General features: G+C 67.1%; 11 protein-coding genes. 7 read left to right on the top strand and 4 right to left on the bottom strand.

Annotation, left to right across the window (positions count from 1 at the left end):
- Positions 1–18: 18 nt before the first annotated feature.
- The 3 genes from ACI48I_RS15620 to garD all read right to left on the bottom strand — a co-directional run bounded on the left by ACI48I_RS15620 (position 19) and on the right by garD (position 3,994).
- Positions 19–903 (bottom strand): SMP-30/gluconolactonase/LRE family protein, encoded by an 885-nt coding sequence (locus ACI48I_RS15620; RefSeq protein WP_498574703.1) that lies wholly within the window; start codon positions 901–903, stop codon positions 19–21.
- A gap of 2 nt (positions 904–905) precedes the next feature.
- Positions 906–2,342, bottom strand: a complete 1,437-nt coding sequence (locus ACI48I_RS15615; RefSeq protein WP_498574702.1) for an MFS transporter — start codon at positions 2,340–2,342, stop codon at positions 906–908.
- 137 nt (positions 2,343–2,479) lie between these two features.
- The gene (gene garD / locus ACI48I_RS15610; protein ID WP_227496762.1) at positions 2,480–3,994 is read right to left on the bottom strand and encodes a galactarate dehydratase; all 1,515 of its coding nucleotides are present in this window, start codon (positions 3,992–3,994) and stop codon (positions 2,480–2,482) included.
- Between the two features lie 242 nt (positions 3,995–4,236).
- Between garD and ACI48I_RS15605 the strand changes: the two genes are divergently transcribed.
- The 7 genes from ACI48I_RS15605 to ACI48I_RS15575 all read left to right on the top strand — a co-directional run bounded on the left by ACI48I_RS15605 (position 4,237) and on the right by ACI48I_RS15575 (position 16,186).
- Positions 4,237–4,944, top strand: a complete 708-nt coding sequence (locus ACI48I_RS15605) for a FadR/GntR family transcriptional regulator (protein WP_498574701.1) — start codon at positions 4,237–4,239, stop codon at positions 4,942–4,944.
- Between the two features lie 168 nt (positions 4,945–5,112).
- A complete protein-coding gene (locus ACI48I_RS15600) occupies positions 5,113–7,809 on the top strand; it encodes a TonB-dependent receptor (protein WP_193685660.1) in 2,697 nt (898 codons plus the stop codon).
- Between the two features lie 75 nt (positions 7,810–7,884).
- Entirely contained in the window at positions 7,885–9,732 is a 1,848-nt protein-coding gene (locus tag ACI48I_RS15595; RefSeq protein ID WP_498574700.1) for a glycoside hydrolase family 28 protein, read from the top strand.
- A gap of 218 nt (positions 9,733–9,950) precedes the next feature.
- On the top strand, positions 9,951–10,865 hold the full coding sequence (kdgD, locus tag ACI48I_RS15590) for a 5-dehydro-4-deoxyglucarate dehydratase (RefSeq protein WP_193685658.1): 915 nt from the start codon (positions 9,951–9,953) through the stop codon (positions 10,863–10,865).
- Positions 10,866–10,969: 104 nt separating this feature from the next.
- Positions 10,970–12,547, top strand: coding sequence for an aldehyde dehydrogenase (NADP(+)) (locus ACI48I_RS15585; RefSeq protein WP_498575034.1), 1,578 nt, complete (start codon positions 10,970–10,972; stop codon positions 12,545–12,547).
- Between the two features lie 190 nt (positions 12,548–12,737).
- Positions 12,738–16,010: an EAL domain-containing protein gene (locus tag ACI48I_RS15580; protein ID WP_498574699.1), complete on the top strand. Its 3,273-nt coding sequence runs from the start codon at positions 12,738–12,740 to the stop codon at positions 16,008–16,010.
- A gap of 50 nt (positions 16,011–16,060) precedes the next feature.
- Positions 16,061–16,186 (top strand): hypothetical protein, encoded by a 126-nt coding sequence (locus tag ACI48I_RS15575; RefSeq protein WP_498574698.1) that lies wholly within the window; start codon positions 16,061–16,063, stop codon positions 16,184–16,186.
- Positions 16,187–16,222: 36 nt separating this feature from the next.
- On the opposite strand, the gene ACI48I_RS15570 is transcribed toward ACI48I_RS15575, so the two are convergent.
- Positions 16,223–17,623: a GntP family permease gene (locus tag ACI48I_RS15570; protein ID WP_498574697.1), complete on the bottom strand. Its 1,401-nt coding sequence runs from the start codon at positions 17,621–17,623 to the stop codon at positions 16,223–16,225.
- Between the last annotated feature and the right edge of the window lie 109 nt (positions 17,624–17,732).

Here is a 17,732-nt window from a genome sequence, read left to right as displayed (position 1 = left end):
GCCGGCGCCCCTGCGGACTTAGCCGCCGAACGGTGTTTCTGCCAGACCCTGCACGCCGGGCCGCAGCATGATCGTGGCGCCGGCCCAGGGGTCGTGCGGATCCTGGCCGGCGCCGATCGAGGTCACCAGCAAGGTGTCGAGCCCGGGGCCGCCGAAGCTGCACATCGATGGTTTCGCCATCGGCAGCGCGATCGTGCGGTCGAGGCGCCCGTCCGGCGTAAAGCGCAGGAGCAGGCCCGCGTCGTTCCCGCAAGTCCAGTAGCAGCCGTCGGCGTCCACCGCGGCGCCGTCGGGGCGGCCGGGGTGCGCGCGCATGTCCACGAAGCTGCGCCGGTTCGACGGCAGGCCCGCATCGGTGTCGTAGTCGAAGGCCCAGACCTGCTGGCTGGCCGGGTGCGAGTCGGACAGGTACATGGTGCGCCCGTCCGGCGAGAAGGCCAGGCCGTTCTGGGTCAGCAGGCTTGACACCACGGGCTCCGACAGGCCGCCTGCCGCGCAGTAGCGATACAGCGCGCCGATGGCGCGTTCGGCCGCCATATCCATGAACATGGTGCCGCTCCAGAATCGTCCCTGGCGGTCGCAGCGTCCATCATTGAAACGCATGCCCTCCTCCAGCCCCTGCGGCGCGGCCAGCCGCGTCGCCCCGACACTGCCGTCATCCTGAAGCGTCAAGCGGAAGATCCCCGTTTCCATCCCGGCCAGGATGCTGCCGTCGCGCGCAGGCGCAATGCAGGCCACCATTTCATTACATACCCAGCTGCGCAGGCGGCCGGCGCCGTCGAGCCGCCAGATGGTCCTGGCCGGGATGTCGACCCAGTACCAGGCGCCATCGAGGCTGTTCCACACCGGGCATTCGCCCACCAGGCTGCGCGTCGTGCCGACGCGTTCGATCGCCAGTCCCATGCTCACTCCTGCGGCTCGCGGATTTCGGTATGGCGCGGCACCAGCGTCTTCATCACGCCCCAGGCGATCAGGTAAGCCACCGCGCAGAACGAGAACATGATGGTGTAGCCGGTCGTGATGTGGCCCAGCGTGCCGTAGTAGTCGAACAGCCAGCCGCCCACTTTCGTGACCAGCACGCCGCCGATGCCGCCCGCCAGGCCGCCGATGCCGACCACCGAGCCGACCGAGCGCTTCGGGAACATGTCCGAGACCGTGGTGAACAGGTTGGCCGACCAGGCCTGGTGCGCGGCGGCGCCGACGCCGACCAGCAGCACCGGAACCCAGAAGCTGATGTAGCCCAGGGGTTGGGCCAGCAGCACCGCCAGCGGGAACAGCGCGATCACGAGCATGGCCTTCATGCGGCCGTCGTAGGGCGAGGCGCCCTTGTTGATGAAGTAAGTAGGAAACCAGCCGCCGCCGATACTGCCGATCATGGTCATGCTGTAGAGGATGGCGAGCGGCACCTGGATCGCGGTGCCGGAGATGCCGTACTGGGCGGTCAGGTATTTCGGCAGCCAGAACAGGAAGAACCACCAGACGCCGTCGGTCATGAATTTGCCGAAGGCGAAAGCCCAGGTCTGGCGGTAGCCGAGCAGTTCCCACCAGCTCAGCGCGCGGCCGGTCGCCGTGCCGTCGACGGCGGCGGGCGCGTCGTCGGCCGTGATATAGGCCAGTTCGGCGGCGCCCATGCGCCTTTGCGCGGCCGGCTTTTCGTAGAACAGGGTCCACAGGCCGAGCCAGATGAAGCCGATGGCGCCGATGATGACGAAGGCCGACTGCCAGCCCCAGTGGGCGGCGATGAAGGGCACGCTGATCGGCGCCAGCACGGCGCCGACGTTGGCGCCGGAGTTGAAGATGCCGGTCGCGAAGGCGCGGTCCTTCTTCGGGAAGTATTCGGCGGTGGCCTTGATCGCGGCCGGGAAGTTGCCGGATTCTCCCAGCGCCAGCACGGCGCGCGCCAGCATGAAGCCGATCACCGAGACCGGCAGCGCGGCGATGCCGACGCTGGCCAGCAGCGAATTGGCGCTCGTGCCCAGGCCGATCGCGCCGGCATGCATGATGGCGCCGATCGACCAGACCACGATCGCCAGTCCAAAGGCGGCCTTGGTGCCGAGGCGGTCGACCACGCGCCCGGCAAACAGCATCGAGATCGCGTACACGAACTGGAAGGCGGCGGTGATGTTGGCATAGTCGGTGTTCGACCAGCCGAACTCCTTCGTCAGTTCCGGCGCCAGCAGGGACAGCACCTGGCGGTCGAGGTAGTTGACCGTGGTGGCGAAGAACAGGAGTGCGCAGATGGTCCAGCGGTAGGTGCCGATCCTGCCGGCGGCGCTAGCCGAATCGGCCTGGGCGGCTCCGGCCGGCTGCATGAGGGTGTCGGTGCGGGTCTCGGTTCGCATGATGTCTCGTCGTTATGGTTATGGAGCCAGGCTGCCGGGGACACTTCTGCGGTGTCGCCCGTCAGCGCGTAAGGCATATACAAACAAGTTACAACAAAGGATCGCCCGGCCATTCGCAAACGGCCGGGCAAGGCAACTCAGGTCACCGGCGCCGGATTGAACAGCGTCAGCGCATTGTGCAGCTTCCAGTGCTCGGCCCAGGTCTTGCGGCCGCTGGCGACGTCGAGCATCAGGCGGAACAGCTCCCAGCCCACGTCTTCGATCGTCGCTTCGCCGCTGGCGATGCGGCCCGCATTCACGTCCATCAGGTCGTGCCAGCGGCGCGCCAGGTCGTCGCGGGTCGCAACCTTGATGACCGGGACCGCCGCCAGGCCATAAGGCGTGCCGCGGCCGGTGGTGAAGACGTGGATGTTCATGCCGGCCGCCAGTTGCAGCGTGCCGCAAACGAAATCGCTCGCCGGCGTGGCCGCATAGATCAGGCCTTTTTGCTTCAGCTTCTCGCCCGGCGACAGCACGCCCGTGATCGCGGACGATCCCGATTTCACGATCGACCCCATGGCCTTTTCGACGATGTTCGACAGCCCGCCCGCCTTGTTGCCGGGCGTGGTGTTGGCGCTGCGGTCGACCCCGCCCCTTTTGAGGTAGGCGTCGTACCACTCCATTTCGCGGATCATGGCGGCCGCCACTTCCGGATTCGATGCGCGGGCGGTGAGCTGGTCGATGCCGTCGCGTACTTCCGTCACTTCCGAGAACATGACGCTGGCGCCGGCGCGCACCAGCAGGTCGGTGGCGTAGCCGACTGCCGGATTGGCCGTCACGCCGGAAAAGGCGTCGCTGCCGCCGCACTGCACGCCGACCACGAGGTCGGATGCCGGGCAGGTTTCACGGCGGCGCGCGTTCAGGACTTTCAGCTGCTCGTCGGCCGTGCGCACGATCGAATCGATCATCGACATGAAGCCGACGTGGCCGGCGTCCTGCAGGCAGACCGTGGCCGGCTCGCGGCCGTTCAGGATCGGGATCGTCCCCTTCGGGAACAGGCGCGCCGGCTGCAGCTTTTCGCAGCCGAGGCTGACGACCATGGCCTGGCCGCCGAAGTTCGGGTTCTGGCTGATGTTGCGCAGGGTGCGGATCGGCACGTCGGCGTTCGGCGCCTCGATCGCCACGCCGCAGCCATACGAGTGCTCGAGGCCGACCACGTCGTCGACGTTCGGATACAGCGGCAGCAGTTCGTCCTTGATGCGCTTGACCGCAAAGTCGACCACGCCGGAGACGCATTGCACGGTGGTGGTAATCGCCAGGATGTTGCGCGTACCGACCGAGCCGTCGGCATTGCGGTAGCCCTCGAAGGTGAAGCCCTCGAGCGGTTCCAGCACCGGCGCGGCACGGGTGGCGATCGGCAGGCCGCTCAGTTCGAGCGCCTCGGGCATGCGCAGGTTCGCTTCCGAGATCCAGCAGCCGGCCGCGATGTCGCGCGCGGCGAAGCCGATGGTGACGTTGTAGCGCACCACCGGCTCACCGGCGCCGATGGCGGCCAGCGCCACCTTGTGCCCCTGCGGCACGGCTTCCAGCAGCGCCAGGCCGTCGGCGAACACGGCGCCCGGCTTCAGGCCCCCGTCGTTGACGACGATGGCCACGTTGTCGTTGGCGTGCATGCGGATGTAGCGCGGCGTGTCGCCCACATGATTGCTGCTGCCGCTGTCCTGCCCGGCGCGCACGATTTGGATGCTTTGCATAAGTAAACCTGCCCAAGTGATTGTTGCGGTGTGGCGCACATGGGCCGCCACACCCCTCTTTTGAAACGAGTATGACAGCAAAAAAACGATCTGGCTAGTCCGCATTGCGTAATTGGTCAAACCAATTTAGAATGGCCGGACCAAAACACGATCGGACAGCGATGCTAAGAAGAGTACCGACTGGACAGCATGCAGGACAGGAGACCGGGGCCGTCGAGACACGCCTCTACCGCGTCGTCGCCGACCGCATCGACGCCCTGGTCCGCAGCGAAAACATCGCGGCCGGCACCCGCCTGCCGCCCGAGCGCGAACTGGCCACCCGCCTGGGCGTCAGCCGTGCTTCCCTGCGCGAAGCGCTGATCGCGCTGGAGCTCGGCGGGCGTATCGAGGTGCGCGGCGGCTCCGGCGTGTATGTCTGCGAGCCTCAACCGGTCCAGCCAGTCGAAGCCGGGCCCGGCCCCTTCGAAGTGCTCGCCGCGCGGCGCCTGATCGAACCCGAAGTCTGCGCCATGGCCGCGCGCGTCGCCACCGACGGCGCCATCGACGCCATCCTGCGCGCCGTCGAGGCGATGGAGCGCAACCACGACATCTACGCCAGCAACGAGCTGGCCGACCGCGAATTCCACCTCTCGATCGCGCGCGCCAGCGGCAACAGCGCCCTGGTCGGCACCTTCGATTACCTGTGGGAGCAGCGCGGGCGCCTGTGGCACCGGCTGAAGGAACACTTCCAGACCGAAGAGCTGCGCCAGGAGACCCTGCTCGACCACCGACGCATCTTCTCGGCGATTGCCGCCCACGACCCGGCCAGCGCACGGACTGCGATGCGGGCCCACCTGGAGCGGGTGACACGGACCTTTTCCCGCGGATAGCGGAACGAGTTTGGAAGCACAGCCTTATCCGAAGTACTGACCATGCGCGGCCCCGGCATCTGCCCTCGCCGCGCCGGCACCGGACACGCGAGGTGTCCAGACAGCGCCGCGGCTCGCGCCCGGCTCTTCTTAAACAGTAAAACAATAATCATCTCAGGAGACAGCTTCATGAACCACGCCCGCAAGTCCGCCCGCAACCTCGCCTTGTCCGCGATTTCCCTGGCCGTCCTGGCCCTGACCAACCCCGCCTGGGCCCAGGAAGGCCCGATGCAGCGGGTCGAAGTCACCGGCTCCAGCATCAAACGCCTGGCCGCCGAAGCGGCACTCCCCGTCACCACCGTCAGCGCCCAGGAACTCACGGCGCGCGGCATGACCACCCTCGCCGACCTCATGATGGCGCTGCCGCAATCGTCCTCGCTGGCGCCCTCGAACGCCGGCTCCGGCACCAACATCAACCTGCGCGGCCTGGGCGTGAACCGCACCCTGGTCCTGCTCAACGGCCGGCGCCTGGCCAACGAGGCGATCGCCGACGGCTACGCCAACCTCGACGTGATCCCGATGAGCGCGATCGCCCGGGTCGAGATCCTGCGCGACGGCGCCTCCTCGATCTACGGCTCGGACGCCATCGGCGGCGTGGTCAACTTCATAACCAGGTCCACCTTCGAAGGCGCGCAGGTCACGGCCCAATACATCCAGCCCGAGAAGCACGGCGGCGGCGACGAACAGCGCATCACCCTCACCGCCGGCAAAGGCAGCCTCGCCGTCGACGGCTGGAACGTGTATGCCACGGTCGATGCGCATCGCCGCAGCGCCCTGAACGCGCGCGACCGCGCCGAGCTGTCCACGCCCGAGATCCTCGCCAGCATCGGCCGCGCGCCGACACTCGGCAGCGGCGGCTACGCCGCGCCGGCCAACTACACCACCGCCACCAACAAGACCGCGGCCAACCCGTATTACGCGAGCGGCTGCCTGGCGCCCTACTCGATCCAGGGCGGCAAGAACACCTGTATCCTGAACAACCAGGAATACGGTATGGCGCTGTATGCCAACGAGCAGATCACCTTCTATGCACGTGCTACGCGCCAGTTCAGCGACGACCATAAACTGACCATCGATTACATGCGCGGCCAGGAATACATCGTCGCCACCCGCAATCCGACCCAGAGCGTGGCCGTGAACGGCGCCGCCGCGACCCTGCCCTCGTCGAGCAAATGGTATCCGGGCGGCGCCGGCGGCGTTCCCGCCATGCCGGGCCTGAGCGGCCAGCCGCTGTTCGTCACCTGGAGCGTGGCCGACCTCGGCCTGGCTGCCACCAAGGACAAGCAGGTCAACCAGCGCCTCGCGGTGAGCGACGAAGGCCGGGTCGGTAACTGGGACTACAAGGCGGGCCTGGTCTACGGCCTCAGCACCCGCAAGAACTACTACAAGGAAGGCTATGTCACCGGTGCCGGCCTGAATGCGGGCCTGGCCAACGGCTCGCTCAATCCCTTCGGCCTGCAGGACGCGGCCGGCCTGGCCTACCTCGAGAGCATCTCTGTCGACGGCCGGCAGAACCGCGATTCGACGAGCACCTTCGCCGGCGTCGACGCGTCGCTCAGCCGCAGCCTGATGGAACTCGGCGGCGGCTCGCTGGCCCTCGCGGTCGGCGTCGACCTGCACCGCGACACCACCGAAGACGAAAAACTCCCGATCGTCAACAGCGTCACCTATGCCAATGCGGCCGCCGCCAAGGGCCAGGGCGCGCGCAACGTCTCGGCGCTGTACGCCGAACTCGACATCCCGGTTACCAAAACGCTGACCTTCAACCTCGCCGCCCGCGACGACTATTTCTCGGACTTCGGCAATACCTTCAATCCGAAAGCCAGCTTCCGCTACGAGCCGACCAAGAGCCTGATGTTCCGCGGTTCGGCGAATACCGGCTTCCGCGCGCCGACCCTGTTCGACCGCTACGGCTACCGTACCGCGGGCGCCAACGCCACCACCAATGGACGTTGGGACGATCCGTTGCTGTGCCCGGGCGGCAAACCCGGCGTGGCCGGTTCCGGCACGGCGGCGCCAGGACGCGTCGCCTCGGAAGTGTGTAATGCCCAGCTGCCGAAACAGGTCGGCAGCAACCCCGAACTGCAGCCGGAAAAATCGAAGGGCTGGACCCTGGGCGTGGTGATGGAGCCGGTCAGGAATGCGACCCTCTCGCTCGACTACTGGAACATCCGCATGACCGACATGCTGGCCAACCTGCCGGAACAGGCGATCTTCATGAACCCGACCAAGTACGCCGACCTGTTCGTGCGCAATCCGGACGGCAGCCTGAACTACGTGAAGAACATCACGATGAACCTGGGCGGGCAGAAGGCGGCCGGCATCGACGTCTCGGCCAGCTACAGCTTCCCGAAGACTGCATACGGCAGCTTCAAAACGGAGCTCGACGGCACCTGGCTGACCCAGTTCGACAACCAGCTCGAGCGCGACAGCGCCTTCGAGTCGAACGTCGGCCGCTTCGGCCTGGCCAGCAACGGCACCACCAGCAGCTTCCCGATCATCACCTATCGCTGGAAGCACACGCTGAAGTTCGCCTGGAACCACCGGAACATGGGTGCCCAGCTGACCCAGAATTACAATTCCTCGTATGAGGACCAGAACCTGGTGGCCGCCCAGTACCATCGCCGCATCGAACCGTACCGCGTGTGGAACCTGACGGCCAGCTACAACGGCATCCCGCACGTGGGCATCACCGCCGGCGTGACGAACCTGACGGACGAACGTCCGCCGATCACGAACCACAGCGGCTACACCTATGGTTACCTGAGCAGCGCGGCCAATCCGATCGGGCGCTCGTACAACCTGCGCGTGACCTACACGTTCTGAGCTTCAGGTTTCAGCCTTACACGGGCCGGTCGCGCCGGCCGGCCCGACACACAGCAATACGCAATTGGAGACAGGATGAATTCGAAGCACATCAACCCGCAACGGCGCGCGCTGCTGCGCGCCGCCACCGTGTCCGCCGCCGGGCTGACGGTGGGGGGCTGCACGACGGCCGGCGCCGGGCGCGGCGCAGCGCCGGCCGCGGGTGATGCCTGGGCGCGCGCCCGGAGCATCGTCGACAGTTTTAAAAAGCCGCTGGTCTTCCGCAAGCAGGATTTCGTGATCACCGCCTACGGCGCGGCGCCGTGCAAGACAACCGAGGTGACGGGCTTCGTCGCCCACCACGAGTCCGGCAAGGTCAGCACGCCGGTGCCGGGCGCGCCTGACTGCTACGCGGCGATCGCAGCGGCCATCGCGGCCTGCAGCACGGCCGGCGGCGGGCGGGTCCTGATCCCGGCCGGGAACTGGCTGGTCAAGGGTCCGATCGTCCTGAAATCGAAGGTCAACGTCCACCTGGCGAAAGGCGCCCACGTCTACTTCAGCACCGACCCCGACGACTTCGCGAAGTACGGCGACTATGACTGCGGCGCCAACGGCAAGCTGGTGATCTCGCGCTGGCAGAGCAACGACTGCCTGAATTATTCGCCGCTGGTCTACGCCTACGGCCAGACCAACATCGCCCTCACCGGCGAGGACTGGACCAGCATCCTCGACGGCCAGGGCGGCGTGCCGCGCCAGGATGGCCCGATGCGCGGCGACACCTGGTGGGACTGGAAGGGCAAGCGCAAGGCGGGGCCGAACCAGAACCAGGCGCAGAACGCCGTCAATCCCCTGAACCCGGCATCGGTGACCGCAGTGGCGCCAGGCCTGAGCCCGGACCAGGTCGCGCTCATGGAAGGCAAGGACGACAAGTGGCGCACCGACGAAGCCTACCTGCCGACGCTGTCGGAAGCGGGCGTGCCGGCGGCGAAGCGGGTCTTCGGGCGCGGCCACTACCTGCGTCCCTGCATGATCGAATTCATCGGCTGCACGGACGTGCTGCTGCAGGGCTACCAGGTGAACCAGTCGCCGTTCTGGCAGCACCATCCGGTCAACTGCAGCAAGCTGGAAATCCGCGGCGTCCACATGGACAGCATGGGTCCGAACAGCGACGGCTTCGATCCGGAGGCCTGCGATACGGTGCTGGTCGATGGCTGCACCTTCAACAGCGGCGACGACTGCATCGCCATCAAGGCCGGCAAGAACCTGGACACGCAATTCGGGCCGACCCAGAACGTCGTGATCCAGAACTGCATCATGAACAGCGGCCACGGCGGCGTGACCCTGGGCAGCGAGATGTCGGGCGGGATCCAGCACGTGTATGCGCAGGACATCGAGTTCCGCAACACGCACTGGGCCACCGACCCGCTCAATACCGCGATCCGCATGAAGACCAACATGAACCGCGGCGGTTTCCTGCGCCACTTCTACGTGCGCAACGTGACGATCCCGAACGGCGTCAACCTGAAGCCGCAGTACTACAACCCCCTGCCCGGTTCGCCGATCCCGAAGAATGCCGTCGGCTCCTCGGCCGGGGCCGTGGTGACGATCGATTGCGACTACGCGCCGACGGCGGACAACGTGCGCATCCGGCCGCCGGTGGTCGAGCACGTGCACATTTCGGGGGTGAAGGTCGGGAATGTGAAGACGAAGGATGGGGCCTTCTCGTGCTTCCAGGCGCTGCTGCTGCTGGGGCCGGTGGCCTACGACTACAACGGGCCGCAGGGGGCGGAGATCCTGTCGATCCGTGACGTGACGATCACGGATTGCGATTTCGGGACGCCGGTGAATAGTGCGCAGCCGTTTTATCTCTACAACGTGCGCAATCTGAAGCTGACGAATGTGACGGTGGGTGGGAAGGTGCATAACTCGACTTTGTCCTCGTAGGATGGGCACTTGTGCCCATGCTCCGCCGCGTTCGCGCGTCGAATCGTCATTTCGACACGCAACCGTGGTACCGCGTGGGCTCGAGAGCCCACCCTACGGTCCATTCAAATAAATTGGTCAGGCCGCTTGCAATCCCTTATTTTAAGTTGTACGATGACTGATAACTGGTGAGGCACGAGACAGCCCCATCCTTTCAACCCGAACTGAAAGACACAAGCATGTTCACTCCACAAGACGTCAAACAAATCCTCTCTTCCGGCCTGCTGTCCTTCCCGATCACGGACTTCGACGCCAATGGCGATTTCAAGCCGGACACCTATGCCCAGCGTCTGGAGTGGCTGGCCCCGTACGGCGCGACCGCCCTGTTCGTCGCGGGCGGCACCGGCGAGTTCTTCTCGCTGACCCCGGAAGACTACACGCAGGTCGTGAAGGTCGCCGTCGAGACCTGCCGCGGCAAGGTGCCGATCCTGGCCGGCGCCGGCGGCCCGACCCGCATGGCGATCCGCTACGCACAGGAAGCCGAGCGCCTGGGCGCCCACGGCATTCTCCTGATGCCGCACTACCTGACCGAAGCGAGCCAGGACGGCCTGGTCGAGCACGTCGCCGCCGTCTGTAATTCGGTGAAGTTCGGCGTCGTCGTCTACAACCGCGACCGCTGCAAGCTGAACGCCGCCTCGCTGCTGAAGCTGGCCGACCGTTGCCCGAACCTGATCGGCTTCAAGGACGGTATCGGCGAGATCGAATCGATGGTCACCATCCGCCGCAAGCTGGGCGACCGCTTTACTTACCTGGGCGGCCTGCCGACCGCGGAAGTGTATGCCGCGGCCTACAAGGCGCTGGGCGTGCCGGTCTACTCGTCGGCCGTGTTCAACTTCATTCCGAAGACCGCGATCGAGTTCTACGAAGCCGTACGCACCGACGATTTCGCCACCCAGGGCCGCCTGATCGATGACTTCTTCCTGCCTTACCTGGACATCCGCGCCAAAAAGGCCGGCTACGCGGTGTCGATCGTCAAGGCCGGCGCGGCGATTGCCGGCCACTCGGCAGGTCCCGTGCGCGCACCGCTGACCGACCTGACCGGCGAGGAAACCGAGCAGCTGGCCGCCCTGATGGCCAAGCTCGGCCCACAGTGAGCTTCGAACTGAGCTGACCTGAACTGAACTGATTCGCGGCGCGCCCCGGCTGGAACGAGCCCCGGCGCGCCTTCTTGTATCCGAAAAGGAGAACCATCTTGACCATCACCATCAACGGCGACCTGCTGATCGGCGCCAGCGCCGTCAAGGGCAGCGCCGCCGCTTTCCGCGCCGTCAATCCGGCCACCGGCGAACAATTCGAGCCGTCTTTCAGCAGCGGCACCGTCGACGACGTCGAACGCGCCTGCGAACTGGCCGGCGAGGCTTTCGACACCTACCGCAACACCAGCCTGGAGGCGCGCGCCGCCTTCCTCGAGCTTGCCGCCCAGAACATCCTCGACCTCGGCCCGCAGCTGATCGAGCGCGCGATGCAGGAATCCGGCCTGCCGCAAGCCCGCCTGGAAGGCGAACGTGGCCGCACCGTTGGCCAGCTGCGCCTGTTCGCGAAGGTCGTGCGCGACGGCCACTTCCTCGCCACCGCCCTCGATTCGGCCCTGCCGGAACGCACCCCGCCCCGCCCCGACCTGCGCCTGCGCAAGATCGGCCTGGGCCCGGTCGCGGTCTTCGGCGCCAGTAACTTCCCGCTGGCCTTCTCGGTCGCTGGCGGCGATACCGCCTCGGCGCTGGCAGCCGGTTGCCCGGTGGTCGTGAAAGCCCACGGCGCCCATCCAGGCACTTCGGAACTGGTCGGTAAAGCCGTGCAGGCGGCAGTCAAGGCCGCCGGCCTGCCGGAAGGCGTGTTCTCGATGCTGCACGGCGACGGCCGCACCATCGGCCAGGCCCTGGTCTCGCACCCGGCCATCAAGGCAGTCGGTTTCACCGGCTCGCGCCAGGGCGGCCTGGCGCTGGTGCGCACCGCCGCTGCGCGCGAAGAGCCGATTCCGGTGTACGCCGAAATGAGCAGCATTAATCCGCTGTTCCTGCTGCCGGGCGCAATGGACGAGAAAGCGGCGCAGATCGGCACCGGCTTCATCGACTCGCTGGTGCTCGGCGCGGGCCAGTTCTGCACCAATCCGGGCCTGGTGGTCGCGCTGGAAGGCGCGGCGCTCGACCGCTTCCGCGAGGCCGCATCGACCGCCCTGCAGGGCAAGGTCGGAACCACCATGCTCACGCCCGGCATCCACGCCGCCTTCAACAGCGGCGTCGAGAAGCTGGGCAAGGAAGCGGGCGTCAGCCTGGTCGCGCGCGGCCAGTGCGGCACCACCGCCTGCGCCGGCCAGGCCGCGCTGTTCGAGACCGATGCCGCCAACTTCCTCGCCAATCCGGCCCTGGAAGACGAGATCTTCGGTGCGTCCTCGCTGATCGTGCGTTGCGCCAGCCTGGAGCAGTTCCGTGAAGTGGCCGAGCACCTGGACGGCCAGCTGACCGCGACCGTGTTCCTGGTCGAGGCGGACAAGGAAGCGGCGCAGGCGCTGCTGCCGGTCCTGGAGCGCAAGGCAGGACGGATCCTGATCAACGGCTATCCGACCGGCGTCGAAGTCTCGCATGCGATGGTGCATGGCGGGCCCTTCCCGGCGACCTCGGACAGCCGCTCGACCTCGGTCGGCGCGAGCGCGATCGACCGCTTCCTGCGTCCGGTGAGCTACCAGGACCTGCCGGCCTGGCTGCTGCCAGAAGCGCTGCAGGATGCGAATCCGCTGGGGCTGCATCGCGTGAAGAATGGGGAGCTGCTCAGGGGCTAAGCCCGGGTTAAGCCCGCACCAGTGCCGTAAATCGACGCCCGGTCCCTTGGCCGGGCGTTGTCGTTTCCGCACCGCCGGCGCGCTGCCGGACAGCGGGTTCATGGTATCGTGGCCAAAACACTTGCAGGGCGCGTGCCACGCCGGTCTCGAACCGGGTCGCGTCGCGCCAACTGCGATTCGGGGAGAAACGATGCCGGGGGCCCTCCTGCGCTTGCTGCTGTTCGCCTGTCTTGTCCTGCCTGCGCTGGCGGCGGCGGCGCCGCTACGCGTCGTGATGGACCAGAACTACCCGCCCTATACCTGGCGCAATGCCGAAGGCAAGCTGGAAGGCTATACGGTCGACCTGTGGCGACTGTGGCAGAAAAAGACCGGACAGCCGGTCGAGCTGATCCCGGCCAACTGGGCGCAGGCGCTGCCGATGCTCGAAGAAGGCAAGGCGGACGTGATCGATCCGATTTTCCTGACCCCGGCCCGGGTCGAGCGCTTCGATTTCTCGCCCTCCTACGCCCTGGTCTCGACCAGTATCTATGCCCACGCCTCGATCGGCGGCATGCACGACATGCGCAGCCTGAAAGGCTTCGAGGTCGGGGTGCAGGCGGCCGACGCCTGCGCCGAGCAGCTCGCCCGCGCCGGCATCAAGACCCTGCACGTGTTTCCCACTTACGAGGCGCTGCTGGCCGCGGCCGCGCGCCAGGACGTCAAGCTGCTGTGCCTGGACGAATTCTCGGCCGACTACCAGCTGTACCGGCTCGGCCTGCACCGCACCTATGTCAAGGCCTTCGACCTCACCCGCGACCAGCTGCGGCGCGCGGTGCGCAAGGGAGACATGGCCACCCTTGCCTTGGTCGAGCGCGGCATGGCGCAGATCAGCGCGAGCGAACGCCAGGCCCTGCACGACAAATGGATGGGCCGGCCGCTGGTCTCGGAGCGCTACGCCAGGCGCCTGGTCCAGGTGCTGGTGGCGCTCGGCGGCCTGGTGCTGCTGCTGGTCGTGGGGCTGGCCTCGGTGCGGCGCGCGGTGCGCGTGCGCACGGGCGAACTGGAACGCGAACGGGCCCAGTTGCGGACCCTGCTCGAGAACAGTCCCGACCTGGTCTGGCTGAAGGACCGCGAAGGCGTCTACCAGGCCTGCAATACCCCGACCGCGAGCATCTTCGGCTGGCCGCGCGAGCAGATCCTCGGCAGGCGCGACAGCGAACTGTTCGACCCCGCCACGGCGGAGCAATTCGCGCGCGACGACGCCGCGGCCGTGCGCGCCGGCGGGCCGATGACCTTCGAGGAGACGGCCCCCACGGGACGCGGCCGGGAGCTCGTCTTCGAGACGATCAAGACTCCGGTCATCCGGCCCGACGGCACCTTCATCGGCGTGCTGGGCGTGGCGCGCGACATCAGCGAGCGGCGCGAGCACGAGCGCACGATCCGCGAACAGGAGCGGCTCCTGAAGGAAATGAGCGCGCTGGCCCAGATCGGCGCCTGGGAGATCGACCTCGCCACCGAGGCCTTCCACTGGACCGAGGAGCTGGCCCGGATCTACGAGATCCCGCCGGGCCTGCCCATCACGCCGGCGCTGTGCACGGCATGCTACGCCGAGGAAGACCGGGAATTGATCGGGCGCACGCTCGACGCCGCCGCGAAACACGGCCGGCCGTTCACGATCGAACTCGAGATGGTCAGCGGCGCCGGCAAGCGCAAGTGGGTACGCTCGATCTGCAGCGCCGTGTTCGAGGGCGGCCGTCCCGCGAAACTGCGCGGCACCGTGCAGGACGTGACCCAGCGCCGCGAGCTCGAGGAATCGATGCGCATGGCCAACCTGATCTACCAGACCAGCCCGGAGGCGATCGTCGTCACCGAAGAGGACAACCGGATCGTCGACGCCAACCCGGCCTTCACGCGCCAGACCGGCGACGCATTGGGCGCGGTGCTCGGCAGCACGCCGCGCCTGTTCGAATCGCGCATGCACGACGCCGGCTTCTACGAGCGCCTGTGGCAGGCGCTGCTGGCGGAAGACCACTGGCAGGGCGAGATCCTCGACCGCAACCCGGACGGCTCGTTCTCGGCCAAGTACGCCGACATCCGCGTGATCCGCCATCCCGACGGCCGGGTGCACCGCCACGTGCTGCAGTTCCACGACATCAGCGAGCAGAAACAGAAGGATGAGCTGATCTGGCGCCAGACCAATTTCGACGCCCTGACGGGCCTGCCGAACCGGCGCCTGTTCCTCGACCGCCTCGAGCAGGACCTGAAGAAGGCACAGGGAGCGGGCCAGGGCCTGGGCGTGCTGCTGCTCGACCTCGACCGCTTCAAGGAGATCAACGACAGCTATGGCCATGCCGTGGGCGACAGCGCGCTGGTCGAGACGACGCGGCGCCTGGCGCGCTGCGTACAGGACGACGCGACCATCGCTCGCCTGGGCAGCAACATGTTTGCGCTGGTGGTCAGCGAATTCGACGGCCGGCGCCACCTCGCGACGACCGCCGACGCCGTGATCGGCGCGATCGGCGCACCGCTCGAACTGGGTCCCGGGAACCTCGCCTATGTGTCGGCCAGCGTCGGCATCAGCGTTTTCCCGGACGACGGCGCCGACGCCGCCGACCTGGTGCGCAACGCCGAACAGGCCGTGTATCTCGCGAAAAGCGCCGGGCGCGGACGCTTCCAGTATTTCACGCCGGCCCTGCAGCAGCACGCGCGCGACAAGCTCGCGCTCACCAACGACCTGCGCGCCGCGCTCGCCCGCAAGCAGCTGCAGGTGCACTACCAGCCGATCGTCGAGACGTCGACCGGCCGCATCCGCAAGGCCGAGACCCTGCTGCGCTGGCAGCACCACGAGCACGGCATGATCAGCCCGGCGCGCTTCATTCCGCTGGCCGAGGAAGCGGGCCTGATCCACGAGATCGGCGAGTGGGTGCTGGCGGAAAGCATCGCCAGCATCGAGCGCTGGCGGCGCGCCTACGGTTTTCTGGTCGAGCTGAGCGTGAACGTGTCGCCGGTCCAGTTCGAGCAGCGCTCCGGCCTGCCCTGGCTGACCCGGGTCGTGAACGCCGGCCTGCCGCCGGGCAGCATCACCATCGAGATCACCGAGGGGGTGCTGGTCTCCGACGCCGAACAGGTCACGCGCTGCCTGCACGCCCTGCACGAAGCCGGCGCCAAGGTCTCGATCGACGACTTCGGCACCGGCTTCTCCTCCCTTTCCTACCTCAAGCACTTCGACGTCGACTACCTGAAGATCGACAAGTCCTTCATCAACCACCTGACCGGGGACGGCAGCGACAAGGCGCTGACCGAGGCCATCGTCGACCTCGCGCACCGGCTCGGCATCGAGGCGATCGCCGAAGGCGTCGAGACCACGGCCCAGCGCGACATCCTGGCGGCCTTCGGGTGCGACTACCTCCAGGGCTGGCTGTTCTCGCCGGCCGTGCCGCGCGAGGCCTTCGAGGTGTTCCTCGAGCGTCAAATGGTAACGTGACACGTAGGGTGGGCTCCGCCCACGCGGTGATACGTAGCCGCGAGATCATCGTGCACGAAATCGGAGCCGGTAGCGATTACCGCGTGGGCGGAGCCCACCCTACCGATAACGCCTGTTTCGGCGGCAACCTGATCAACGTGTCCTCGCAGGTGGCCGGCGCCGTAGGGTGGAACTAACGGAAAAAGGGACGCGCAAGGCGTCCCGCGTCCGGGTTATACCAGCCCGGTCAGGTAATACACGGCGATCACGAAAAACACGGCCAGCGTCTTGATGATGGTGACGGCGAAGATCTCGCGATACGACTGCTTGTGCGTCAGGCCCGTCACGGCCAGCAGCGTGATGACGGCGCCGTTGTGCGGCAGCGTGTCCATGCCGCCGCTGGCCATGGCGACCACGCGGTGCAGGACCTCGAGCGGGATCTGCGCCGCCTGCGCGCCCTGGATGAAGAGGTCCGACATGGCGGCCAGCGCAATGCTCATGCCGCCCGAGGCCGAACCGGTGATGCCGGCCAGCGAGCTGACCGACACCGCGGCATTGACCAGCGGATCGGGAATGCTTTTCAGGGCGTTGCCGACGACGACGAAGCCGGGCAGCGCGGCGATCACGCCGCCGAAGCCGTATTCCGAGGCGGTGTTCATGGCGGCCAGCAGCGCGCCGCCGACGGCCGCTTTCGAGCCGGCCGCGAAGCGGTCCTTGATGCGGCCGAAGGCGGTGGCGACCACGAACAGGATACCCATCAGCAGCGCGCCCTGCACCGCCCAGATCGCGACCACGGTCTTGATCGGGGTCGTCACCGGGGCCTTCAAGCCCGGCAGGATGTCGGGGGCCACGGTGAACGAGGCGCCGTACCACTCGGGGATCATCTTGGTCAGCACGAAGTTGGCGACGCCGACCACGATCAGCGGCAGCAGCGCCAGCATTGGATTCGGCAGCGACGCGGCCTGCACCCGTTCCGGCTCGTTCTGCAGGTCGGAGCCGTAGCCCTCGCCCGCCGCCATCGCGGCGCGGCGGCGCCATTCGAGGTAGGCCAGGCCGACCACGATGATGAACAGCGAGCCGATCGTGCCGAGCACCGGCGCCGCCCAGGAGGTGGTCTTGAAGAAGGTGGTCGGGATGATGTTCTGGATCTGCGGGGTGCCCGGCAGCGAATCCATCGTGAACGAGAAGGCGCCCAGCGCCAGCGCGCCCGGCATCAGGCGCTTCGGGATGTTCGACTGGCGGTACAGTTCGGCGGCGAACGGATAGACCGCGAACACGACCACGAACAGCGACACGCCGCCATAGGTCAGCAGCGCGCAAACGGCGACGATGACGGCATTCGCGCGCGAGCGGCCGATGTAGCGAACGGCGGCGGCCACGATCGACTCGGAAAAGCCGGACAGTTCGATGAGCTTGCCGAAGACGGCGCCCAGCATGAAGACCGGGAAGTAGAGCTTGACGAAGCCGACCATTTTTTCCATGAAGATGCCGGAAAAGACCGGCGCGACGGCGGATGGATCGGTCAGCAGCACCGCGCCGAGGGCGGCGATCGGTGCGAACAGGATGACGCTGTAGCCGCGGTAGGCGGCGAACATCAGGAACGCCAGGGCGGCGAGAACAATCAGAAATGACACGGGTGCTCCTCTTCTCTTTTATGTGCCGCCTGCGCGCGCCTGGTGCGATGCGGGCGGCGGTTTGATGCGTCTTGCTGCATGCGCGGCGGCTTGCCGCTGCATGGGCCAC

This window comes from Massilia sp. LXY-5 (assembly GCF_059801075.1).
Note: the sequence above shows the minus strand (reverse complement) of the source record. Positions and strands in the feature narration are given on the sequence as shown.

Excerpts from the sequence above, each read along its gene's own strand:
- ACI48I_RS15605 (WP_498574701.1), top strand. The coding sequence starts at position 4,237 with ATGCTAAGAAGAGTACCGACTGGACAGCATGCAGGACAGGAGACCGGG.
- ACI48I_RS15615 (WP_498574702.1), bottom strand. The coding sequence starts at position 2,342 with ATGCGAACCGAGACCCGCACCGACACCCTCATGCAGCCGGCCGGAGCC.
- ACI48I_RS15595 (WP_498574700.1), top strand. The coding sequence starts at position 7,885 with ATGAATTCGAAGCACATCAACCCGCAACGGCGCGCGCTGCTGCGCGCC.
- garD (WP_227496762.1), bottom strand. The coding sequence starts at position 3,994 with ATGCACGCCAACGACAACGTGGCCATCGTCGTCAACGACGGGGGCCTG.
- ACI48I_RS15580 (WP_498574699.1), top strand. The coding sequence starts at position 12,738 with ATGCCGGGGGCCCTCCTGCGCTTGCTGCTGTTCGCCTGTCTTGTCCTG.
- kdgD (WP_193685658.1), top strand. The coding sequence starts at position 9,951 with ATGTTCACTCCACAAGACGTCAAACAAATCCTCTCTTCCGGCCTGCTG.
- ACI48I_RS15620 (WP_498574703.1), bottom strand. The coding sequence starts at position 903 with ATGGGACTGGCGATCGAACGCGTCGGCACGACGCGCAGCCTGGTGGGC.
- ACI48I_RS15600 (WP_193685660.1), top strand. The coding sequence starts at position 5,113 with ATGAACCACGCCCGCAAGTCCGCCCGCAACCTCGCCTTGTCCGCGATT.